The 14,913-nt window shown below is 67.9% G+C and carries 17 protein-coding genes and 1 riboswitch; of the genes, 14 read left to right on the top strand and 3 right to left on the bottom strand.

Annotation, left to right across the window (positions count from 1 at the left end; all coding sequences use genetic code 11):
• The first annotated feature begins 12 nt into the window (after window positions 1–12).
• From EJ913_RS25760 to nirK, 9 genes are all read left to right on the top strand, one after another.
• A complete protein-coding gene (locus EJ913_RS25760; RefSeq protein ID WP_185909931.1) occupies window positions 13–546 on the top strand; it encodes a ProQ/FINO family protein in 534 nt (177 codons plus the stop codon).
• Window positions 543–800 (top strand): hypothetical protein, encoded by a 258-nt coding sequence (locus EJ913_RS25755; protein ID WP_127003334.1) that lies wholly within the window; start codon window positions 543–545, stop codon window positions 798–800. Before EJ913_RS25760 ends, EJ913_RS25755 begins: the two co-directional genes overlap by 4 nt.
• Window positions 797–2,608, top strand: coding sequence for a hypothetical protein (locus tag EJ913_RS25750; protein WP_127003332.1), 1,812 nt, complete (start codon window positions 797–799; stop codon window positions 2,606–2,608). The genes EJ913_RS25755 and EJ913_RS25750 overlap by 4 nt, the downstream gene beginning before the upstream one ends.
• A gap of 25 nt (window positions 2,609–2,633) precedes the next feature.
• Window positions 2,634–3,602: a DUF6551 family protein gene (locus EJ913_RS25745; RefSeq protein WP_127003330.1), complete on the top strand. Its 969-nt coding sequence runs from the start codon at window positions 2,634–2,636 to the stop codon at window positions 3,600–3,602.
• On the top strand, window positions 3,602–4,075 hold the full coding sequence (locus EJ913_RS25740; protein WP_127003328.1) for a hypothetical protein: 474 nt from the start codon (window positions 3,602–3,604) through the stop codon (window positions 4,073–4,075). The genes EJ913_RS25745 and EJ913_RS25740 overlap by 1 nt, the downstream gene beginning before the upstream one ends.
• Window positions 4,075–4,326 carry a hypothetical protein gene (locus EJ913_RS25735; RefSeq protein WP_127003326.1) on the top strand — a complete coding sequence of 84 codons (252 nt, stop codon included), beginning with the start codon at window positions 4,075–4,077 and terminating at the stop codon, window positions 4,324–4,326. The genes EJ913_RS25740 and EJ913_RS25735 overlap by 1 nt, the downstream gene beginning before the upstream one ends.
• A 44-nt stretch (window positions 4,327–4,370) precedes the next feature.
• Complete coding sequence (locus EJ913_RS25730; RefSeq protein WP_127003324.1) at window positions 4,371–4,646, top strand: excisionase; 276 nt, start codon at window positions 4,371–4,373, stop codon at window positions 4,644–4,646.
• A 28-nt stretch (window positions 4,647–4,674) separates the two neighbouring features.
• A complete protein-coding gene (locus EJ913_RS25725) occupies window positions 4,675–5,781 on the top strand; it encodes a tyrosine-type recombinase/integrase (protein ID WP_244939489.1) in 1,107 nt (368 codons plus the stop codon).
• Between the two features lie 144 nt (window positions 5,782–5,925).
• A complete protein-coding gene (gene nirK, locus EJ913_RS25720) occupies window positions 5,926–6,990 on the top strand; it encodes a copper-containing nitrite reductase (RefSeq protein ID WP_127003320.1) in 1,065 nt (354 codons plus the stop codon).
• Here the strand turns inward: nirK and EJ913_RS25715 are convergent.
• A complete protein-coding gene (locus EJ913_RS25715; RefSeq protein ID WP_185909930.1) occupies window positions 6,935–7,312 on the bottom strand; it encodes a hypothetical protein in 378 nt (125 codons plus the stop codon). The genes nirK and EJ913_RS25715 overlap by 56 nt on opposite strands.
• Window positions 7,313–7,510: 198 nt before the next feature.
• On the opposite strand from EJ913_RS25715, the gene EJ913_RS25710 reads away from it, so the two are divergent.
• Together EJ913_RS25710 and EJ913_RS25705 are read left to right on the top strand one after the other, a co-directional pair.
• Complete coding sequence (locus tag EJ913_RS25710) at window positions 7,511–7,807, top strand: hypothetical protein (protein ID WP_127003318.1); 297 nt, start codon at window positions 7,511–7,513, stop codon at window positions 7,805–7,807.
• Window positions 7,808–8,003: 196 nt separating this feature from the next.
• Window positions 8,004–8,993 carry a sensor domain-containing diguanylate cyclase gene (locus EJ913_RS25705; protein WP_238521271.1) on the top strand — a complete coding sequence of 330 codons (990 nt, stop codon included), beginning with the start codon at window positions 8,004–8,006 and terminating at the stop codon, window positions 8,991–8,993.
• Window positions 8,994–9,063: 70 nt separating this feature from the next.
• Here EJ913_RS25705 and EJ913_RS25700 read toward each other — a convergent pair whose 3' ends face one another.
• Window positions 9,064–9,444, bottom strand: coding sequence for a dihydroneopterin aldolase (locus EJ913_RS25700; RefSeq protein ID WP_127003314.1), 381 nt, complete (start codon window positions 9,442–9,444; stop codon window positions 9,064–9,066).
• Window positions 9,445–9,707: 263 nt separating this feature from the next.
• Between EJ913_RS25700 and EJ913_RS25695 the strand changes: the two genes are divergently transcribed.
• From EJ913_RS25695 to EJ913_RS25685, 3 genes are all read left to right on the top strand, one after another.
• Window positions 9,708–9,905 (top strand): hypothetical protein, encoded by a 198-nt coding sequence (locus EJ913_RS25695; RefSeq protein ID WP_127003312.1) that lies wholly within the window; start codon window positions 9,708–9,710, stop codon window positions 9,903–9,905.
• Between the two features lie 449 nt (window positions 9,906–10,354).
• A riboswitch (cobalamin riboswitch) is annotated at window positions 10,355–10,580 on the top strand.
• Between the two features lie 110 nt (window positions 10,581–10,690).
• Window positions 10,691–12,649, top strand: coding sequence for a ribonucleoside-diphosphate reductase subunit alpha (locus EJ913_RS25690; RefSeq protein ID WP_127003310.1), 1,959 nt, complete (start codon window positions 10,691–10,693; stop codon window positions 12,647–12,649).
• A gap of 41 nt (window positions 12,650–12,690) precedes the next feature.
• Window positions 12,691–13,773 carry a ribonucleotide-diphosphate reductase subunit beta gene (locus tag EJ913_RS25685; protein ID WP_127003308.1) on the top strand — a complete coding sequence of 361 codons (1,083 nt, stop codon included), beginning with the start codon at window positions 12,691–12,693 and terminating at the stop codon, window positions 13,771–13,773.
• Window positions 13,774–13,779: 6 nt separating this feature from the next.
• Here EJ913_RS25685 and EJ913_RS25680 read toward each other — a convergent pair whose 3' ends face one another.
• Window positions 13,780–14,904 carry a Kelch repeat-containing protein gene (locus EJ913_RS25680; RefSeq protein ID WP_127003306.1) on the bottom strand — a complete coding sequence of 375 codons (1,125 nt, stop codon included), beginning with the start codon at window positions 14,902–14,904 and terminating at the stop codon, window positions 13,780–13,782.
• Between the last annotated feature and the right edge of the window lie 9 nt (window positions 14,905–14,913).

The raw sequence follows: 14,913 nt of genomic DNA, 5'->3' as shown, positions 1-14,913 counted from the left end.
AGGCTGATGCCCATGAAGATGCTGACCGCCCCGCCCTTGGCGGATGATGCCCTGTCCACGCCGGTGACGGGGCTGCTGGAACAGGATGCCCGCTCGCTCACCGCGCGGATGTGCGCGCTGTGGAACCAATGCACGCCGGACCGCCAGCGCACCCTGCTTGAGGCCTGCGAATGGATCGTCGCGGAGGGGGAGACCATTCACTCCCTCCTCGCCGGCTCGTCCTTGCGCAACCCGACCGGCCTGCACGCCGACCGCCGGGCGCTCGCCAGGGCGTTCCCGGCCTGCTTCAACCGGCCGAAATCCAAGGCGCCCAAGCGCCCGCTCAAGGTCGGCATCGTCGCCGACGCGGTGTCGCGCGGCGTCATCGGCGAGGACGGCCACCCGCTGACGGCCAAGCGCATCGAGCGGGCCGTCGCCGACTACTGCACCGGCACGAAGTACGACTCGGCGCTGATCGCCGGGGCGGTCCGCATCGATCTGTACGGCAACCCGGCGGGCCGGGTCTCCGGCAACGCCACGCCTCACAGTCGGGAGGGAAAAGCATGAGCTACATCGCCCCCAACCCGGCGATCGCCGATCCGGCGGACGCTCTCCTCGCCACGCCGGTCGAGCCGGATCCCTACTGGCTGCGCGCCGCCAACGCCGCCGACCATCCGTCGGTGGGTCGCCTCTTCCGCCTGCTGGCGTTCGCCGGCCCCGACGACCGCGCCGACGCCATCGACCAGATCACCGACCACTGCCGCGCGCGCCTCGACGCCGACGCCGTGACCGCCATTTCCACCGGGAGGACCGACGCATGAGCCTGCTGCCCACCACCAAGCCCGTCGCCGAAGCGCCGCTGGTCACCACCGTGTCGGACTGGCGCCCCGCCTCCTTCCGCAACGCCCGTCTGCGGGAGCGCGACGCCGGCCCGCCGGAACTCCTCATCGAACTGGAAGACTGCAGCCTGCGTCCGGCCAGCGCCGACGAACTGCGCGGCTATCTCCAGGAGAACGCGGAGGAATTCCTGTCCGCCTACCACAACCTGTCCATTCCCGGCGCCGCCACGCTGGACCACGCGCCGCCCTGTGTGGTCGCCATGGGCTCGTCCTGGGTGGGGTACTGGCAGAACGAGCGCGAATGGGGCATGCGGCGCTTCATCGAAGAGCTGTGCGAGGGCTTGGCTCCGCTCGACCCGCACACGCAGCGCAAGTGCCTGAACGACATCGCGGCCAAGGCGCGGGAGATCGTCGGGGACGAGCGCGCGGAACGGCGGGTGGTCGAGGATGGTCCTTCGCTGCCGACCTCGCTGGTCACGCTCGACTGGGCCTTGGACTGCGCGAGCGGCCTCATCCTCCAGTCCGAAAGCTCCAAGCAAGCGCTGGGCGTCGCCATCCGCATGTTGCAGGTGGCGCGGCAGCGGTGGGAGGAGCCGGAACGGGAGGTGGCGAACACGAACGCCATGCTCTGCGCCGTTCCCATCGTCACCGGCCTGCTGCATCTGGCAGAACATCCGGACTTCACCGTTCCGACCCGCGCCCCGATGGCCCCGGTGCCGAGCTTCGGCCTCAATGATGAGCTGAGCCCTTCGCTGGTCGATGCCTATCTCGGCTGGCGGCGGATGAAGGTGATCGACGACTGGTCGGACAACGTCTATGGCGGGCTGCCGGGCGACAACGAGGAGGACGCGCTGGGCGATTTCCTGAGCGCCATCGCATCCGTCGAGCGGAAGCTGCGGGACGCCGTGCTCACCCACCCGGCCCCGACCGTCGCCGACAAGCTGCTGAAGCTCCGCTGCCGGCTGGAATACGACGAGGAAGCGTTCCGCGATGCCGGCGACTTCGTCGTCCCCGACCTGACCCACCTGACCGGCTTGGTGTCCGTCCCGGAGCCGGAGGTGGTCGAGCACCCGGAGACGGATGCGGATCGCCGGGACTTCCTGACCGCCAAGCCGGACGCCATCCTGCTCCAGCCGCCGGCCAACCTGCTGCGCCTGTTCACGCCGGAGGAGGGAAGCGAGGTGTTCGCCCTGGCCGCCGCCTATCGCGCCGCCAGGGAGGATGCGTCTTCCGGGCTTCTGCCGACGGTGCTCCAGTCCCTGGCGGTCTACGGCTCCTATGTGGTCGAGCACGACGGCTACAAGAGGGTCGATCCCGCCCATGTGCCCGGTCTGGTCCTGACGCAGGAGGAGCGCAACGGCCTCGGGCGTCTGGGGCATCTGAACGAGGCGGCGATTGTCCGGCTGGACCTCGCCACCGCCGACCGGTGGATCGAGAGCGAGGAACGGCAGAAGCAGGCCAAGGCGGAGGCCGAGGCGACCCGGCTCGCGGCCGAGCGCGCCAAGCACGGCCCGCCGACGCCCGAGCGGCTGATCCCTCTGCTTCCGTCCTTTTCGGAGGCGGCCCGCGAGACGGCGTCGAGCCTGCTGCACGGGGCCAGCATAGCGGTCACCGTTCACGAGATGATCGCCAAGCACGCGGCCACCCTTCAGACGCACGAGTTGGAAGCTCTCCGCACGCTTGATCTCGGAGCCTTGCAGGAGCGGTTCCAGAACGAGGCTCAGGACGTGCTGCGGCAGGAGATCGACCGGGCGCTCCACAGCCGGCAGACCGCCGCCGTGGCCTCGTGAACCCAAGCCCTCGGAGGATCATGCCATGGACGGAATGAACGCCCCTTGGTCGCTGACCGACGTTGCCGACCTCGTCTCCACAGCCGGCGAGTCGCGGACGGTCCGCGACCTCGCCACCGTGGAGACCATCGACACGGGCCCCAGCCATATCACGGAACTCGCGTTCCGGGACCTGGAGCCCTCCCGCGATCTCGGCACCATGCCGGTGTTCGCGTGGCTGCCCAAGGAGGCGCTGCGGATCGACCCCCGCTACCAGCGCAACCTCAGCGACAAGTCGAAGACGCAAATCCGGCGGATGGTCGAGCGGTGGCGCTGGGACAAATGCCAGCCCCTCACGGTGACGGAGATCGACGGGGTGCTGTTCGCCGTGGTGGACGGCCAGCACCGGGCGGCGGCCGCGCTCCTCCACCCGAAAGTCGAGGAACTGCCCTGCTGGATCATCACCACCACCGAGGTGAAGGAGCAGGCCAAGGTGTTCGTCGCGGTGAACGCCGAGCGTACGCCGATGACCACGCTCCAGCTGTTCCGGGGCAAGCTGATCGCCGGGGATCCCGACGCGGTGCAGGTGCTCAACGTCTGCACCCGCTCGGGCATCGAGATCGCCTATCACATCAGCAACACCACCAAGCGTCTGCCGCCGCGCCACACGCAGTCGGTGGCGACCATCCGCAAGCTGATCGCCAAGCACGGCGAGCGGCCGGTGGTGCGCGGGCTGTCCTCGCTGGCCTCGGCCTACCGGGAGGTGCCCGACCAGCTTCGCGGGCCAGTGATCGAGGCCGTCGTCACACTGGTGGCGACGTACCGGGACCGGCTGGACGAAGCCCGGCTGGAGAAAGCGCTCGCCGGAACGGACTGCACCGTGCTGTGCGAGCAAGCCAGCAAGATGCGCAAGCTGGTCGGCCTGTCCGTTCAGGACGCGCTGATCGCCTCGTTGGTGAAGGCCTACGACAGGGGCCTGCCCGACGCCAAGCGCCTCAACCCGCAGGTGGCCTGATGCAGACCCGCGAAGAGATGCTGAGCTTCATCCACGCGATGATCGCGGCCATCGACAACGCTCCCCCCTACCCGAAGCCGCCCGGGGGCTACGCCGTCACGCTGGAGAGCTACGAGGCCCAGTGGGCGCGCGGCATCGAGGTTCCGGTGACGGAACTGTGCGACCTCGCCCAGCTCGACAGCGCCGAGGTTCTGAAGGGCGCCCGCGCCGCCAAGGAGCCGAGCAGCGGCGAACCGGGGAAGGGCTTTTCACGCGCCTACTGGCACGGCTGGTGGACGGCCCGCATGGACGCGGACGATGAGCTGAGCGACGAGGCGCACCAGGAACTCAAGTTCCGGTGCTGGTGGTGGATGCTGCGCCACCATCCCGACGTTCTGCGCCGCATCGCCGCCATCATGCCCGACTGCGATTTCGCCAAGCCCGAGACCTACGCCGATCTGGAACGCGCCTTGGAGCGCGGGGAGGCGGTGTGATGGCTGCCACCGTCATCGCCTTCCCCGGACGCCGGGCGGTCACCGACGCCGAACGGGTGGAGGCCGCCCAGGCCAAGTGCGACGCCGCCCTGGCGTTCGACGGTGACCCGAACCCGGAGAACCGGGAACGCCTGATCGCCGCGCAGCGCCGTCTGGCCGAGGTCCGGCATGCCGGCGTGCCGGGGCTCGTGGAGCGCGACATGGTCGCCTTCCTGCGGATCATGACGCTGAACGAACAGGAGCCCGCGTGACCCGTCGTTCCGCACCGTCGACACCCTTTCCGATGAGATGAGGCATGGACAAGCTGATGACCCTGGAGGAGTGGGCGAGAGCGAACTACACCACCCCTCCGTCGCAAGGCACCCTGTGGCGGTGGGCGCGCGAGGCTCGGATCCATCCGGCGCCGGAAAAGCAGGGCCGCTCCTACTACGTGCGGCCGGACGCCCGCTACATCGACCCGGCGAAGCCGCTGTCCGTATCGTCGTCCCGCCCGCCGCTGCCGCGCCAACGGCGCCGGTCGGCGGCGAGCATCCCCCTGGTGGAAAGGATTGGGAATGGGAAGGCGACGTAGCACCCGCACGCGGGCGCTGCCTCCGAACTTGTATGACCGCAACGGCTACTTTTCATGGCGTGACCCTCGAAACGGCAAGGAGCACGGCCTTGGTCGAGACAAGCGGTCGGCTGTCGCGCAAGCCATCGAGGCGAACCACAAGATTGAGAAAACTCCGGAGAGACGCACACTCGTTGATCGCCTGGAAGAGGGAAACGACAGCAAGGTGACGGATTTCTGCGACATCTTCGAAAAGACTGCGGCGTCCCGACATGAGGCCGGAAAGTTGAGCCTGAACTCCATGAAAGCGGTCAGGCAGCGGACACGGCTCGTTCGGAACAAGTGGGGAAGCCGCCGCATCGATGCGATTTCCACACGCGATGTCGCTGAATATCTGCATCAATGGGAGGAACAGGGTAAGCCGAGAATGGCGCAAGCCATGCGATCATTCCTGCGGGACCTCTTCGCCGCCGCGTTGGCGAAGGGGTGGGTCGCGACAAACCCCGTCAATGCCACGAAAGTCGTGGATGCCGAGGTGCGGAGATCCCGCCTCACCTTGGATGATTTCCGAGCAATCCATGCCGTGGCCCTGAAAGAGTTTTCTCCTTGGCTCGTCCGCGCCATGGAGCTGGCTCTGGTCACAGGTCAGCGGCGAGAGGACATCATCAGCATGGGACCAGCACACATCCGCGACGGAAGGTTGTGGCTAATCCAGGGGAAAACCAAGACGAAGATTTCGATCCCCCTGGATCTCCGGCTCGATGCTGTCGGCTGGTCAATTGGGGACGTGATCGGCCGATGCAGGGACGCTTCGCTGTCCAAGCATCTCATCCACCATTCGAAGCCCATTGCTCAAACCAAGCCCGGCGATCCGGTGCGGCCGGCGACGCTCACGCGGACCTTTGCCGCCGCCCGCGATCTGGCCGGGATCAAATGGGAGAAAGGCGCCACTCCGCCTAGTTTTCATGAACTTCGGTCGTTGGCGGCCCGCCTCTACAGCACCCAAGGCGTGGACGCCCAGGCACTGCTGGGGCACAAATCGGCGGAGATGACGGCGCGGTATCGCGACAGCCGGGGGGCCGAATGGATTGAGGTGCGGCTATCTGTCATCGAACGCGCATCGGAAAATATTGAAACATCTCCGTCAAGTTATTGATACAGAACAATAATTTTTAACCCGCTCCTGCTGCGGCGGGATGTGCGGCTGAACGCCGCGTACCCCTCTTGACGGCCGTCAAGAAACGGTGCGGGGAAGTCTGGGATGCTCGAGTTCTACCAAGCATTCCGAATGGATTGTGCCATGAAGACCAGGACATTCCTCGTCACCGTCAGCGCGGCCGCTCTCTTGATCGTCTCGGGCGTCGGCGCGGCATCGGCCACCACCCTTTACGCGGATCCCAAGGTCAAGGAGCCGACGGTCAGCGTCGTCCAGGACCCGGCCGCGGTGCCCGCACCGGAAAAACCCGGCAAGCGCGCCCCCAAGACCCATCAGGTCGTCCTGACCACGACCGAGGTCGATTCCAAGCTGGACGACGGCACCACCTACACCTACTGGACCTTCAACAACACCATCCCCGGCCCGATGGTGCGGGTGCGGGTCGGCGACACGGTGGACGTCAAGATCTCCAACGCCAAGGAGTCGACGATGAACCACTCCGTCGACTTCCACGCGGCCACCGGCTTCCTCGGCGGCGGTCAGATCACCCAGGTCGAGCCGGGACAGACCAAGGAGTTCTCCTTCAAGGCCCTGACGCCGGGCGTCTATGTCTACCATTGCGCGACGCCGATGGTCGCCCATCACATCTCCAAGGGCATGTACGGGCTGATCGTGGTCGAACCCGAAGCCGGGTTGCCGGCCGTCGACCAGGAGTTCTACGTGATGCAGCAGGAGGTCTACGCGACCAAGGCCAAGAACATCCCCAACGCCGAAGACGATTACGACGGACTGGTCAACGAGCGTCCGAGCTATCTGGTGTTCAACGGCGCCGTCGGCGCGCTGTCCAAGGACAAGCCGCTGAAGGCCAAGGTCGGCGAGACGGTGCGCATCTGGTTCGGCGTCGGCGGCCCCAACCTGACCTCCTCCTTCCACGTCATCGGCGAGATCTTCGACCGCGTCTACAATCTGGGCAGCCTGGAATCGGAGCCGCTGAAGGGCGTGCAGACCGTCACCGTCGCGCCGGGCGGCGCCACCATGGTCGAGTTCAAGGTCGACTACCCCGGTCAATACGCCCTGGTCGACCACGCGCTGAGCCGCGCCACCAAGGGGCTGATTGGCATCCTGGCGGTGGAGGGCCAGGCGGACGACGCCATCATCCGCGACAAGAGCGGCGACTCCCGCAAGAAGATGGGCGAGATGGCCCACTGACCGCCCGCCCCGACCGACCGCAGCGATCCCGTCCGGTGGAGCGGCGCGCCCAGGCCCGCTCCACCACGAGGCTTTTCAAGGGATGCGGGACGCGGGTCCGGTCGATCCAGGCCACCGCGAGCCCGGCAAGCCGGCATTCCGCCGCCAGTTCGCGGCCGTTCTCGTAGCGGTGCTGGTCGAGCGTCGGCCACGCGTCCAGCATCCGGTAGTCGAAGGGACGGCCGAGCCGGAAATCGGTGAAGCCCTGGAAGAATTTGGGGTGCAGCACCACCGGTTTGGCCTGCCGCCACGAGCGCGCGCCGTGGATGCGGTTGTTGGTCACCCCGCCCGCCCCGTCGGCGTCGCCGCCGTTTCCGTTTCCGTTTCCGTTTCCGTTCCACCCCATCGACCGCCCCACTGCCCCTTCGTCAATATGTAACGATATAACGTATCATTTTATCGCTGCACAGCCGTCTTGTGACCCCGGGAATTCTCTTATAACGTTGCGCTTCCTTCGGACGGCACGGGCGGGGAGCGGGACATGGATGCGACGATGCGGCGCCGGGATGTTCTGTGCGGCCTCGCGGTGGCCGGGGCATGGCTGCTGTCGGGAACGGCGGCCCACGCGATCACGGTGCGGACCCGGTCGGATTATGGCGCGGTGCTGGACAACGCCTGCGGTGCCTCCCTCGACCACACCCGCCAGATCGCGGCGGTGGAGGAGGCGCTCGGCCTCGCCTTGCCCGACGACCGCCTGATCGGAGTGCTGCAACGGACGGTCTGCGCGACCTGCGGCTGCCCGCTGATGCCGCCGGCGACCGGTCCCGCCGCCTTCTGAACAAGGGGACGATCGGTCGGGCGCGGACGAGGCGGCACGCCTTACTTCCTATGCCGTCTTGCATAAATCGGTGGATTATCGGCGTTGGACAGGCCAAGCTTGGCGTCATTGTCTATGGCAAACGACCGGGCGACCGATGCTGCAACTAAACGTAGATGTATCGCCGGGTTTCATCGGGGAAATTTCCAGGACGCTGGTGTCGGCCCATACGGTCGGACAACTCACCCGTCCTTTGTTGGAACTGCTGGAATTGGTCACGGGGCTGGAAAGCACCTATCTGACCCGCATCGATGCGGAGGCGGGTTTGCAGACCATCCTTTTCTCCCGCAACAGCAAAACGATGCAGATCCCGGAAGGGCTGTCGGTCCCGTGGAACGACACGCTCTGCAAACGCGCGCTGGAGGAGGGGCGGCTTTACACGGACGACGTCGCCGCCTGCTGGGGGGATTCGGAAGCGGCCCGGAGCCTCGGCATCCAGACCTACGCCAGCACGCCGGTCTATCTGGACGACGACGTCCTGTACGGCACCCTGTGCGCCGCCAGCGCGCAGAGCCAACCGATCTCCCAGCACGGCCAGCAGGTTCTGCTGCTGTTTTCGACGCTGATCGCCCAGCAGATCCAGCGGGAGCATCTTCTTGAGCGCCTTCAGAAGGCGAACACGGCGCTGGAGGCGGAATCCTCGACCGACGCGCTGACGGGGCTGCCGAACCGGCGCTTCACCCTTGCCGCGTTGCAGCGCCTGTTCGCCCTGGCGCAGAGAACGCGCCAGCGCGTGCTGATCGCCTTCATCGACCTGGACGGCTTCAAGGGGATCAACGACACCTACGGTCACGAGGCCGGCGACGCGTTCCTCGTCGAGGTCGGCCGGCGCCTCGCCTCCGGGCTGAGGACCGGCGACGTGGTCGGCCGCCTGGGCGGCGACGAGTTCATCGTCATCGGACTGACGGAGGCGACGGAAGCCGACGAGCGATGGTGCGTGGAGATGACGCGCCAGCGCTTCGCTCCCCTGCTCGAAGGCCAGTTCGACCTGGGCGGCTGCATCATCGATTATCCCGGCGCCAGCGTCGGCGTGATCGCCGCCGATCCGTCGCGGACCTCTCCCGAAGAGGCCGTGCGAATGGCCGACGCGCGGATGTATCTCGAGAAGAGAAGGCGGCGCGAAGAAAGCGGGAGCGCGGAACGATAAGCCGCCTCCCGTTCTCCCGGATGCCGGGCCAACCCTGACGCGGGGCCCGGTCAGGCGCTCCAAGCACGCCCTAGCGCCGGTAGGCGATGGTGACGCCCGCCGCGTCGATCTGCGGGAAGACGTGCGGCTTCTCGATGGACACCTCGGCCTCGACCACGCGCGGGTCGGACAGGCAGAGGTCGCCGATGCGGTCGGCCAGGGATTCCAGAAGCTGGATGTGCGGCCCCTCGGACAAGGTTTCCAGCGCGGCCACCAGCCCTTCGTAGGACAACACCGTCGCCACGTCGTCCGTGAAGCGCGGGGCGGTGCGGCGCACGGTCAGCCGCAGGTCGATGCGCAACCGCTGCCGCCGTCCATGCTCATGGGCGTAGACGCCGATCTCGAAGGGCGCGACGAAGCCGCGGACGGCGATGACGTAGGTGCCGTAAGGGCTGCTGCTCGGTGTGTCCATGACGGTCGCTCCGGTGTGAAGGCTTGAACGGGAAACGCGGCGCGCCCGCCCGAAAGACACGAGGCGTACACGTTCGCCGGACCTTGGCAAGCCCGGCGATGCCTCGGGCTCTGCCAAGGGGGCGTCAGGGACCGGCGAAGGCCCGGCGGGCGACCTCGGGCGATCTTGTCCGGCCTGTCGGCTGGCTCACAGCGGACGAGGTCGCTCGCCGCCATGATGGGCACGTTGACACCGACCGCCCAACCCACCCATGGAGCCTCGACATGAAGACCATCGCCTGCGCCCTTCTGGCCCTGAGCTTCGCGAGTTCGGCCGCCCTGGCCGACACCTCGACCGGCACGATCAAGACCGGGCCGTACAAGCCGATCTGCTCGTCGAACCCGAAGGCGTGCGGCGCCGGGTACGATCCGCTGAAGCGCCCGCACATCCCGACGGTGCCGACCGCTCCCCCGCCCCGCTGACCGTGACGCTTTCGACCGGAGGTCCGCCATGTTCAAGCCGAGCGTCCTATCGACGGTGGTCCTCGGCGCCCTGGTGGTCGCCACCTCGACCGCGTCCAAGCCCGTGATGCCGCCCAGGCCGTGCCCGCCGATGTTCTGCAAGCCGGGGCCACCGCTGCCGATTCCGCGGCATGTCCCCAAGCCGCTCCCCTATTGAGCCCGACCGTCACGCCCGAGCGGACGGCCAGCCGGCATCGGGGTCGCCCCGGACAGGGTCGCACCCGACACGACAGGACAGGCCGAATGGGCGAGGATGGCGGCGAGACAGAACCCCTGTCGCGTTTCCTCCCTCAACTCGGGCGGCCGGCTCTCCGGCCGCCCGTTTTCTTTTGGGAAGGCCGGGCTCTCGCCGATCCGCCCGCGCACCGGCCAAGCCTGCGATAGCGCTTGACGCTTCCGCCGGCCATCTCTACCATATTTAGCGTTATGGTTCCCCGCGTTGCCAAGATGCGGGGCTAAGAGGGAAGCCGGTCAACCGCGTCACGATGCGGTCCCAAGCCGGCGCTGCCCCCGCAACTGTGAGCGGAGAGCGGTTTCGTCGTTTCAGCGTCACTGGTGCCTCATCAGCACCGGGAAGGCCGGACGAAGCCGCGACGACCCGCGAGCCAGGAGACCTGCCATGACCCGATGAACGTCCACGGGCGGGGTGCCCCGGTGGTGCGCTTGCCCTTGCGCGGCGTTTCGCCCGCATTCCCGCAAGTCGTGCTTTCCGTGCCCTCCCGCCGCACAAGAACAAGGGATCACGGATGCCGGCGCTCGCTCAAGACATCGCCCAGGACTTTGGCCGGGAACTCTCCCAGGGCTTCGACCGCCACGGGAATCTGCCGACCCTGCCCCGGACGACCCCGGAGCGCGGCGGCGACCGAAACGACGGTGACCGGAACGCCGTCAGCCGCGCGCCCGTGCAGAGCTGGACGCCGCCCGATCCCTCCGTCATCCGCATCGACCGCAGCCGCGACGCCCTGCTGACCGGCTTCGGCAAGGCGACGCTGACCGACCGCTATTTGATGCCGGGCGAGAGTTACCAGGACCTGTTCGCCCGCGTCGCCGCCGCCTACGCCGACGATGCCGCGCACGCTCAACGGATCTACGACGCCATCTCCCGGCTGTGGTTCATGCCGGCGACGCCGATCCTCAGCAACGGCGGCACCACGCGCGGCTTGCCGATCTCCTGCTTCCTCAACGCCGTACCCGATTCGCTCGACGGCATCGTCGATGTCTGGAACGAGAACGTCCGGCTGGCGTCGAACGGCGGCGGCATCGGCACCTATTGGGGCGGGGTGCGCTCCATCGGCGAACCGGTGAAGGGCAACGGCAGCACGTCGGGCATCATCCCCTTCATCCGGGTGATGGACAGCCTGACGCTGGCGATCAGCCAGGGCTCGCTGCGGCGCGGCTCGGCCGCCGTCTACCTCGACATCCACCACCCGGAGATCGAGGAGTTCCTGGAGATCCGCAAATCCTCGGGCGACTTCAACCGCAAGAGCCTGAACCTGCACCACGCGGTCGTCGTCACCGACGCCTTCATGGAGGCCGTGCGCGACGACAAGCCCTTCCCGCTGCGCAGCCCCAAGACCGGGGCCGTCCTGAAGCACGCCAACGCGCGTCAGGTCTGGCAGAAGATCCTGGAGGCCCGCATGCAGACCGGCGAGCCCTATCTGCTGTTCGGCGACACGGTGAACCGCGCGCTCCCCAAGCACCAGCGCGACCTCGGCCTGTCGGTGCGCTCCAGCAACCTGTGCAGCGAGATCACGCTGGCGACCGGCAAGGACCATCTGGGCAACGAGCGCACGGCGGTGTGCTGCCTCGCCTCGATGAACCTGGAGACCTGGGACGAGTGGAACCGCGAGGAGGGGCTGGTCGAGGACGTGCTGCGCTTCCTCGACAACGTGCTGACCCGCTTCATCGAATCGGCGCCGGAGGGGATGGGGAACGCCGTCTATTCGGCGATGCGCGAGCGCTCGGTGGGCTTGGGGGTGATGGGGTTCCACTCCTTCCTCCAGGCGCGCGGCGTGCCGTTCGAGAGCGCCATGGCGAAGGCGTGGAACCTGCGCTTCTTCCGCAAGATCCGCCGCGACGCCGACGCCGCCTCGGTCGCGCTGGCCCACGAGCGCGGCCCCTGCCCGGACGCCGCCGACCGCGGCATGACGGTGCGCTTCAGCCACAAGCTGGCGATCGCGCCGACCGCGTCCATCAGCATCATCTGCGGCGGCGCCAGCGCCTGCATCGAGCCGATCCCGGCCAACATCTACACCCACAAGACGCTGTCGGGCTCGATGTCGGTGCGCAACCCGCATCTGGAAAAACTGCTGATCGCCAAGGGCGCCGACCGCCCCGAGATCTGGCAGTCGATCATCGAGCATGAGGGCTCGGTCCAGCATCTCGACCTGCTCGACGAGGACGAGAAGGCCGTGTTCCGCACCGCCTTCGAGATCGATCAGCGCTGGATCGTCGAGTTCGCCGCCGACCGCACGCCCTTCGTCTGCCAGAGCCAGTCGATCAACCTCTATCTGCCGGGCGACATCGACAAGTGGGACCTGCACATGCTGCACTGGACCGCCTGGGAGAAGGGGTTGAAGAGCCTCTACTACTGCCGTTCCAAGTCGGTGCAGCGCGCCGCCTTCGCCGGCAAGGATCGCGCGGCCGGCAAGGCGGAGGTCCAGGCCCCGCGCACCGACTACGAGGAATGCCTCGCCTGCCAGTGAGTCGCCGTTCCTCCCCCGCCGCCATCCCGGATCCCCATCGCATGACCTCGCTTCTCCACCTCGACCCCATGAGCCTGATCGGCACCGGCCGCGTCGGGCTTCTCCAGGGCTCCGCCGCCTACAACGTGGACCGCTACCCCTGGGCCTACGCCTACTGGAAGAAGCAGCAGCAGGTCCATTGGATGGGCGAGGAGGTTCCGCTCGGCGAGGACATCAAGGACTGGACCTCCGACCGCGTCACCGAGGGCGAGCGGAACCTGCTGACGCAGATCTTCCGCTTCTTCACCCAGAGCGACGTGGAGGTCAGCGACAACTACCTGAAACGCTACATGCCGATCTTCCAGCCGCTGGAAGTGCAGATGATGATGGCCGCCTTCACCAACATGGAGACGATCCACATCGACGCCTACGCCCTGCTGCTGACCACCATCGGCATGCCGCAGACCGAGTTCGCCGCCTTCCGCGACTATGCGGAGATGCGCGACAAGGCCGACTACATGCACAGCTTCGGCGTCGGCACGGTGGCCGACGTGTCCCGCACGCTGGCGATGTTCGGCGCCTTCACCGAGGGCATGGCGCTGTTCGCCAGCTTCGCCATGCTGCTGAACTTTCCGCGCCACAACAAGATGAAGGGCATGGGCCAGATCGTCACCTGGTCGGTGCGCGACGAGAGCCTGCATTGCGAGGGCATCATCCGGCTGTTCCACGAGTGGAACCGCGAGACCGGCGCCATGACGCCCTCGGTGCGCGACGACATCCTCGACGTCTGCCGCACCATGGTCGGGCTGGAGGAGCGCTTCATCGAGCTGGCCTTCGGCCTCGGCCCGGTGCAGGGGATGCGGGCGGAGGACATCCGCGCCTACGTCCACTACATCGCCGACTGGCGGCTGACCCAGCTTCGGTTGCCGACGCTGTACGGGTATTTCAAGGCGACCGATGGCGGCTACGAGCCGGTCAAGCCGCACCCGCTACCCTGGCTGATCGAGATCCTGAACGGGGTCGAGCACGCCAACTTCTTCGAGCAGCGCTCCACCGAATACTCCAAGGCCGCCAGCCAGGGGAGTTGGGACGGGGCGGACGGCGTGTGGGCCAGCTTCGACCGGATGCGCGCCGCCGGCGCGTGAGGATGGTCAGCCCTGGAGCGTGAAGGCCTCGTGCACGGCGGATTGCACCGATCCGCCCAGCACGGCGCCGCCGCCGGCCACGTAAATCCAGTCGCCGATGGCGACGGCCCCCACCGCGTGGCGCGGGGTCGGCATCGGCGCGTGGCGCTGCCACGCGTCGGCCGCCGGGTCGTAGCTCTCCATCTGCCCGAACACCTTGGCCTGACGCGGCACCCCGCCGCTCAGGATGCCGCCCTCCCCGCCCATGGCGAAGAAACGCCCCCGGTAAACGACGAGGCCGTGCCCGGACCGCGCCGTCGGCAGCGGCGCCAGCGCCTCCCAGGTGTCGCGGTCCGGGCGGTAGACGTGGTGGAGGTCGGTGTTGTACTCGAAGGTGTTGAAACGCCCGCCGACGACGTGGATGGAGCCGTCATGGGCGACGCAGCCGACATGGTCGCGGGCGCCCGGCAGCGGCTTGCGGGCCGACCAGCGGTCCGCCGCCGGGTCGTAGACCTCGTGCCAGCCGACGCTCGCCCGCTCGCTGGCCGGTTCCGAGGCGCCGCCGATCAGGTGGAGGGCGCCGTTCAGCACCACGGCCGCCGCCGCCCCGCGCTGGCGCGGCAGCGGCGCGATGACCGTCCAGGCATCCATCGCCCCGTCGTAGACGTAGGCGTTGGCGTCGGAGCGCCGGTTCTGCTCCGTGAAGCCGCCGAAGGCGTAGACCCGCCCATCGATGGCGGCGACCGCGACGTGGTTGGCGCCGCGCGGCAGCGCCGCCGCCCCGTGCCAGCGGTCCGCCGCCGGGTCGTAGACGTGATGGTAGGCGCGGTTGACCGCCCCCTCGCCATAGCCGCCGACCACGTGCATCCGCCCGTTCGACACCGTGGCCCAGGCCATCTCGCTGCGCGGGATCGGCAGGGCGGCACGGCCGACCCAGCGTCCGGACGGCCCGGCCGGGGCGGGGCTGTCGGTGACGCGCTGGGCTTCCTGGTCCGGCGTCAGGTGGTGGGGAACGCCGCCCTGCAAGCGGGCGTAGGGATCGGCGGCGGGCGCCAGTTCGGGCAGCGGCGCCTGCGCGGCAGCCGGCCGGAGTCCGGCGATGCCCGCCGCCACGCCGCCGGCCAGGCTCAAAAGGACGGTCCTACGCTTCATGACGCTTCC

This window comes from Azospirillum doebereinerae (genome assembly GCF_003989665.1).
GTDB lineage: Bacteria > Pseudomonadota > Alphaproteobacteria > Azospirillales > Azospirillaceae > Azospirillum > Azospirillum doebereinerae.
This window is presented reverse-complemented; position numbering and strand designations above follow the sequence as displayed.

Excerpts from the sequence above, each read along its gene's own strand:
- EJ913_RS25745 (WP_127003330.1), top strand. The coding sequence starts at position 2,634 with ATGGACGGAATGAACGCCCCTTGGTCGCTGACCGACGTTGCCGACCTC.
- EJ913_RS25740 (WP_127003328.1), top strand. The coding sequence starts at position 3,602 with ATGCAGACCCGCGAAGAGATGCTGAGCTTCATCCACGCGATGATCGCG.
- EJ913_RS25700 (WP_127003314.1), bottom strand. The coding sequence starts at position 9,444 with ATGGACACACCGAGCAGCAGCCCTTACGGCACCTACGTCATCGCCGTC.
- EJ913_RS25755 (WP_127003334.1), top strand. The coding sequence starts at position 543 with ATGAGCTACATCGCCCCCAACCCGGCGATCGCCGATCCGGCGGACGCT.
- EJ913_RS25730 (WP_127003324.1), top strand. The coding sequence starts at position 4,371 with ATGGACAAGCTGATGACCCTGGAGGAGTGGGCGAGAGCGAACTACACC.
- EJ913_RS25760 (WP_185909931.1), top strand. The coding sequence starts at position 13 with ATGAAGATGCTGACCGCCCCGCCCTTGGCGGATGATGCCCTGTCCACG.
- EJ913_RS25750 (WP_127003332.1), top strand. The coding sequence starts at position 797 with ATGAGCCTGCTGCCCACCACCAAGCCCGTCGCCGAAGCGCCGCTGGTC.
- EJ913_RS25680 (WP_127003306.1), bottom strand. The coding sequence starts at position 14,904 with ATGAAGCGTAGGACCGTCCTTTTGAGCCTGGCCGGCGGCGTGGCGGCG.
- nirK (WP_127003320.1), top strand. The coding sequence starts at position 5,926 with ATGAAGACCAGGACATTCCTCGTCACCGTCAGCGCGGCCGCTCTCTTG.
- EJ913_RS25735 (WP_127003326.1), top strand. The coding sequence starts at position 4,075 with ATGGCTGCCACCGTCATCGCCTTCCCCGGACGCCGGGCGGTCACCGAC.
- EJ913_RS25690 (WP_127003310.1), top strand. The coding sequence starts at position 10,691 with ATGCCGGCGCTCGCTCAAGACATCGCCCAGGACTTTGGCCGGGAACTC.
- EJ913_RS25685 (WP_127003308.1), top strand. The coding sequence starts at position 12,691 with ATGACCTCGCTTCTCCACCTCGACCCCATGAGCCTGATCGGCACCGGC.
- EJ913_RS25695 (WP_127003312.1), top strand. The coding sequence starts at position 9,708 with ATGAAGACCATCGCCTGCGCCCTTCTGGCCCTGAGCTTCGCGAGTTCG.
- EJ913_RS25710 (WP_127003318.1), top strand. The coding sequence starts at position 7,511 with ATGGATGCGACGATGCGGCGCCGGGATGTTCTGTGCGGCCTCGCGGTG.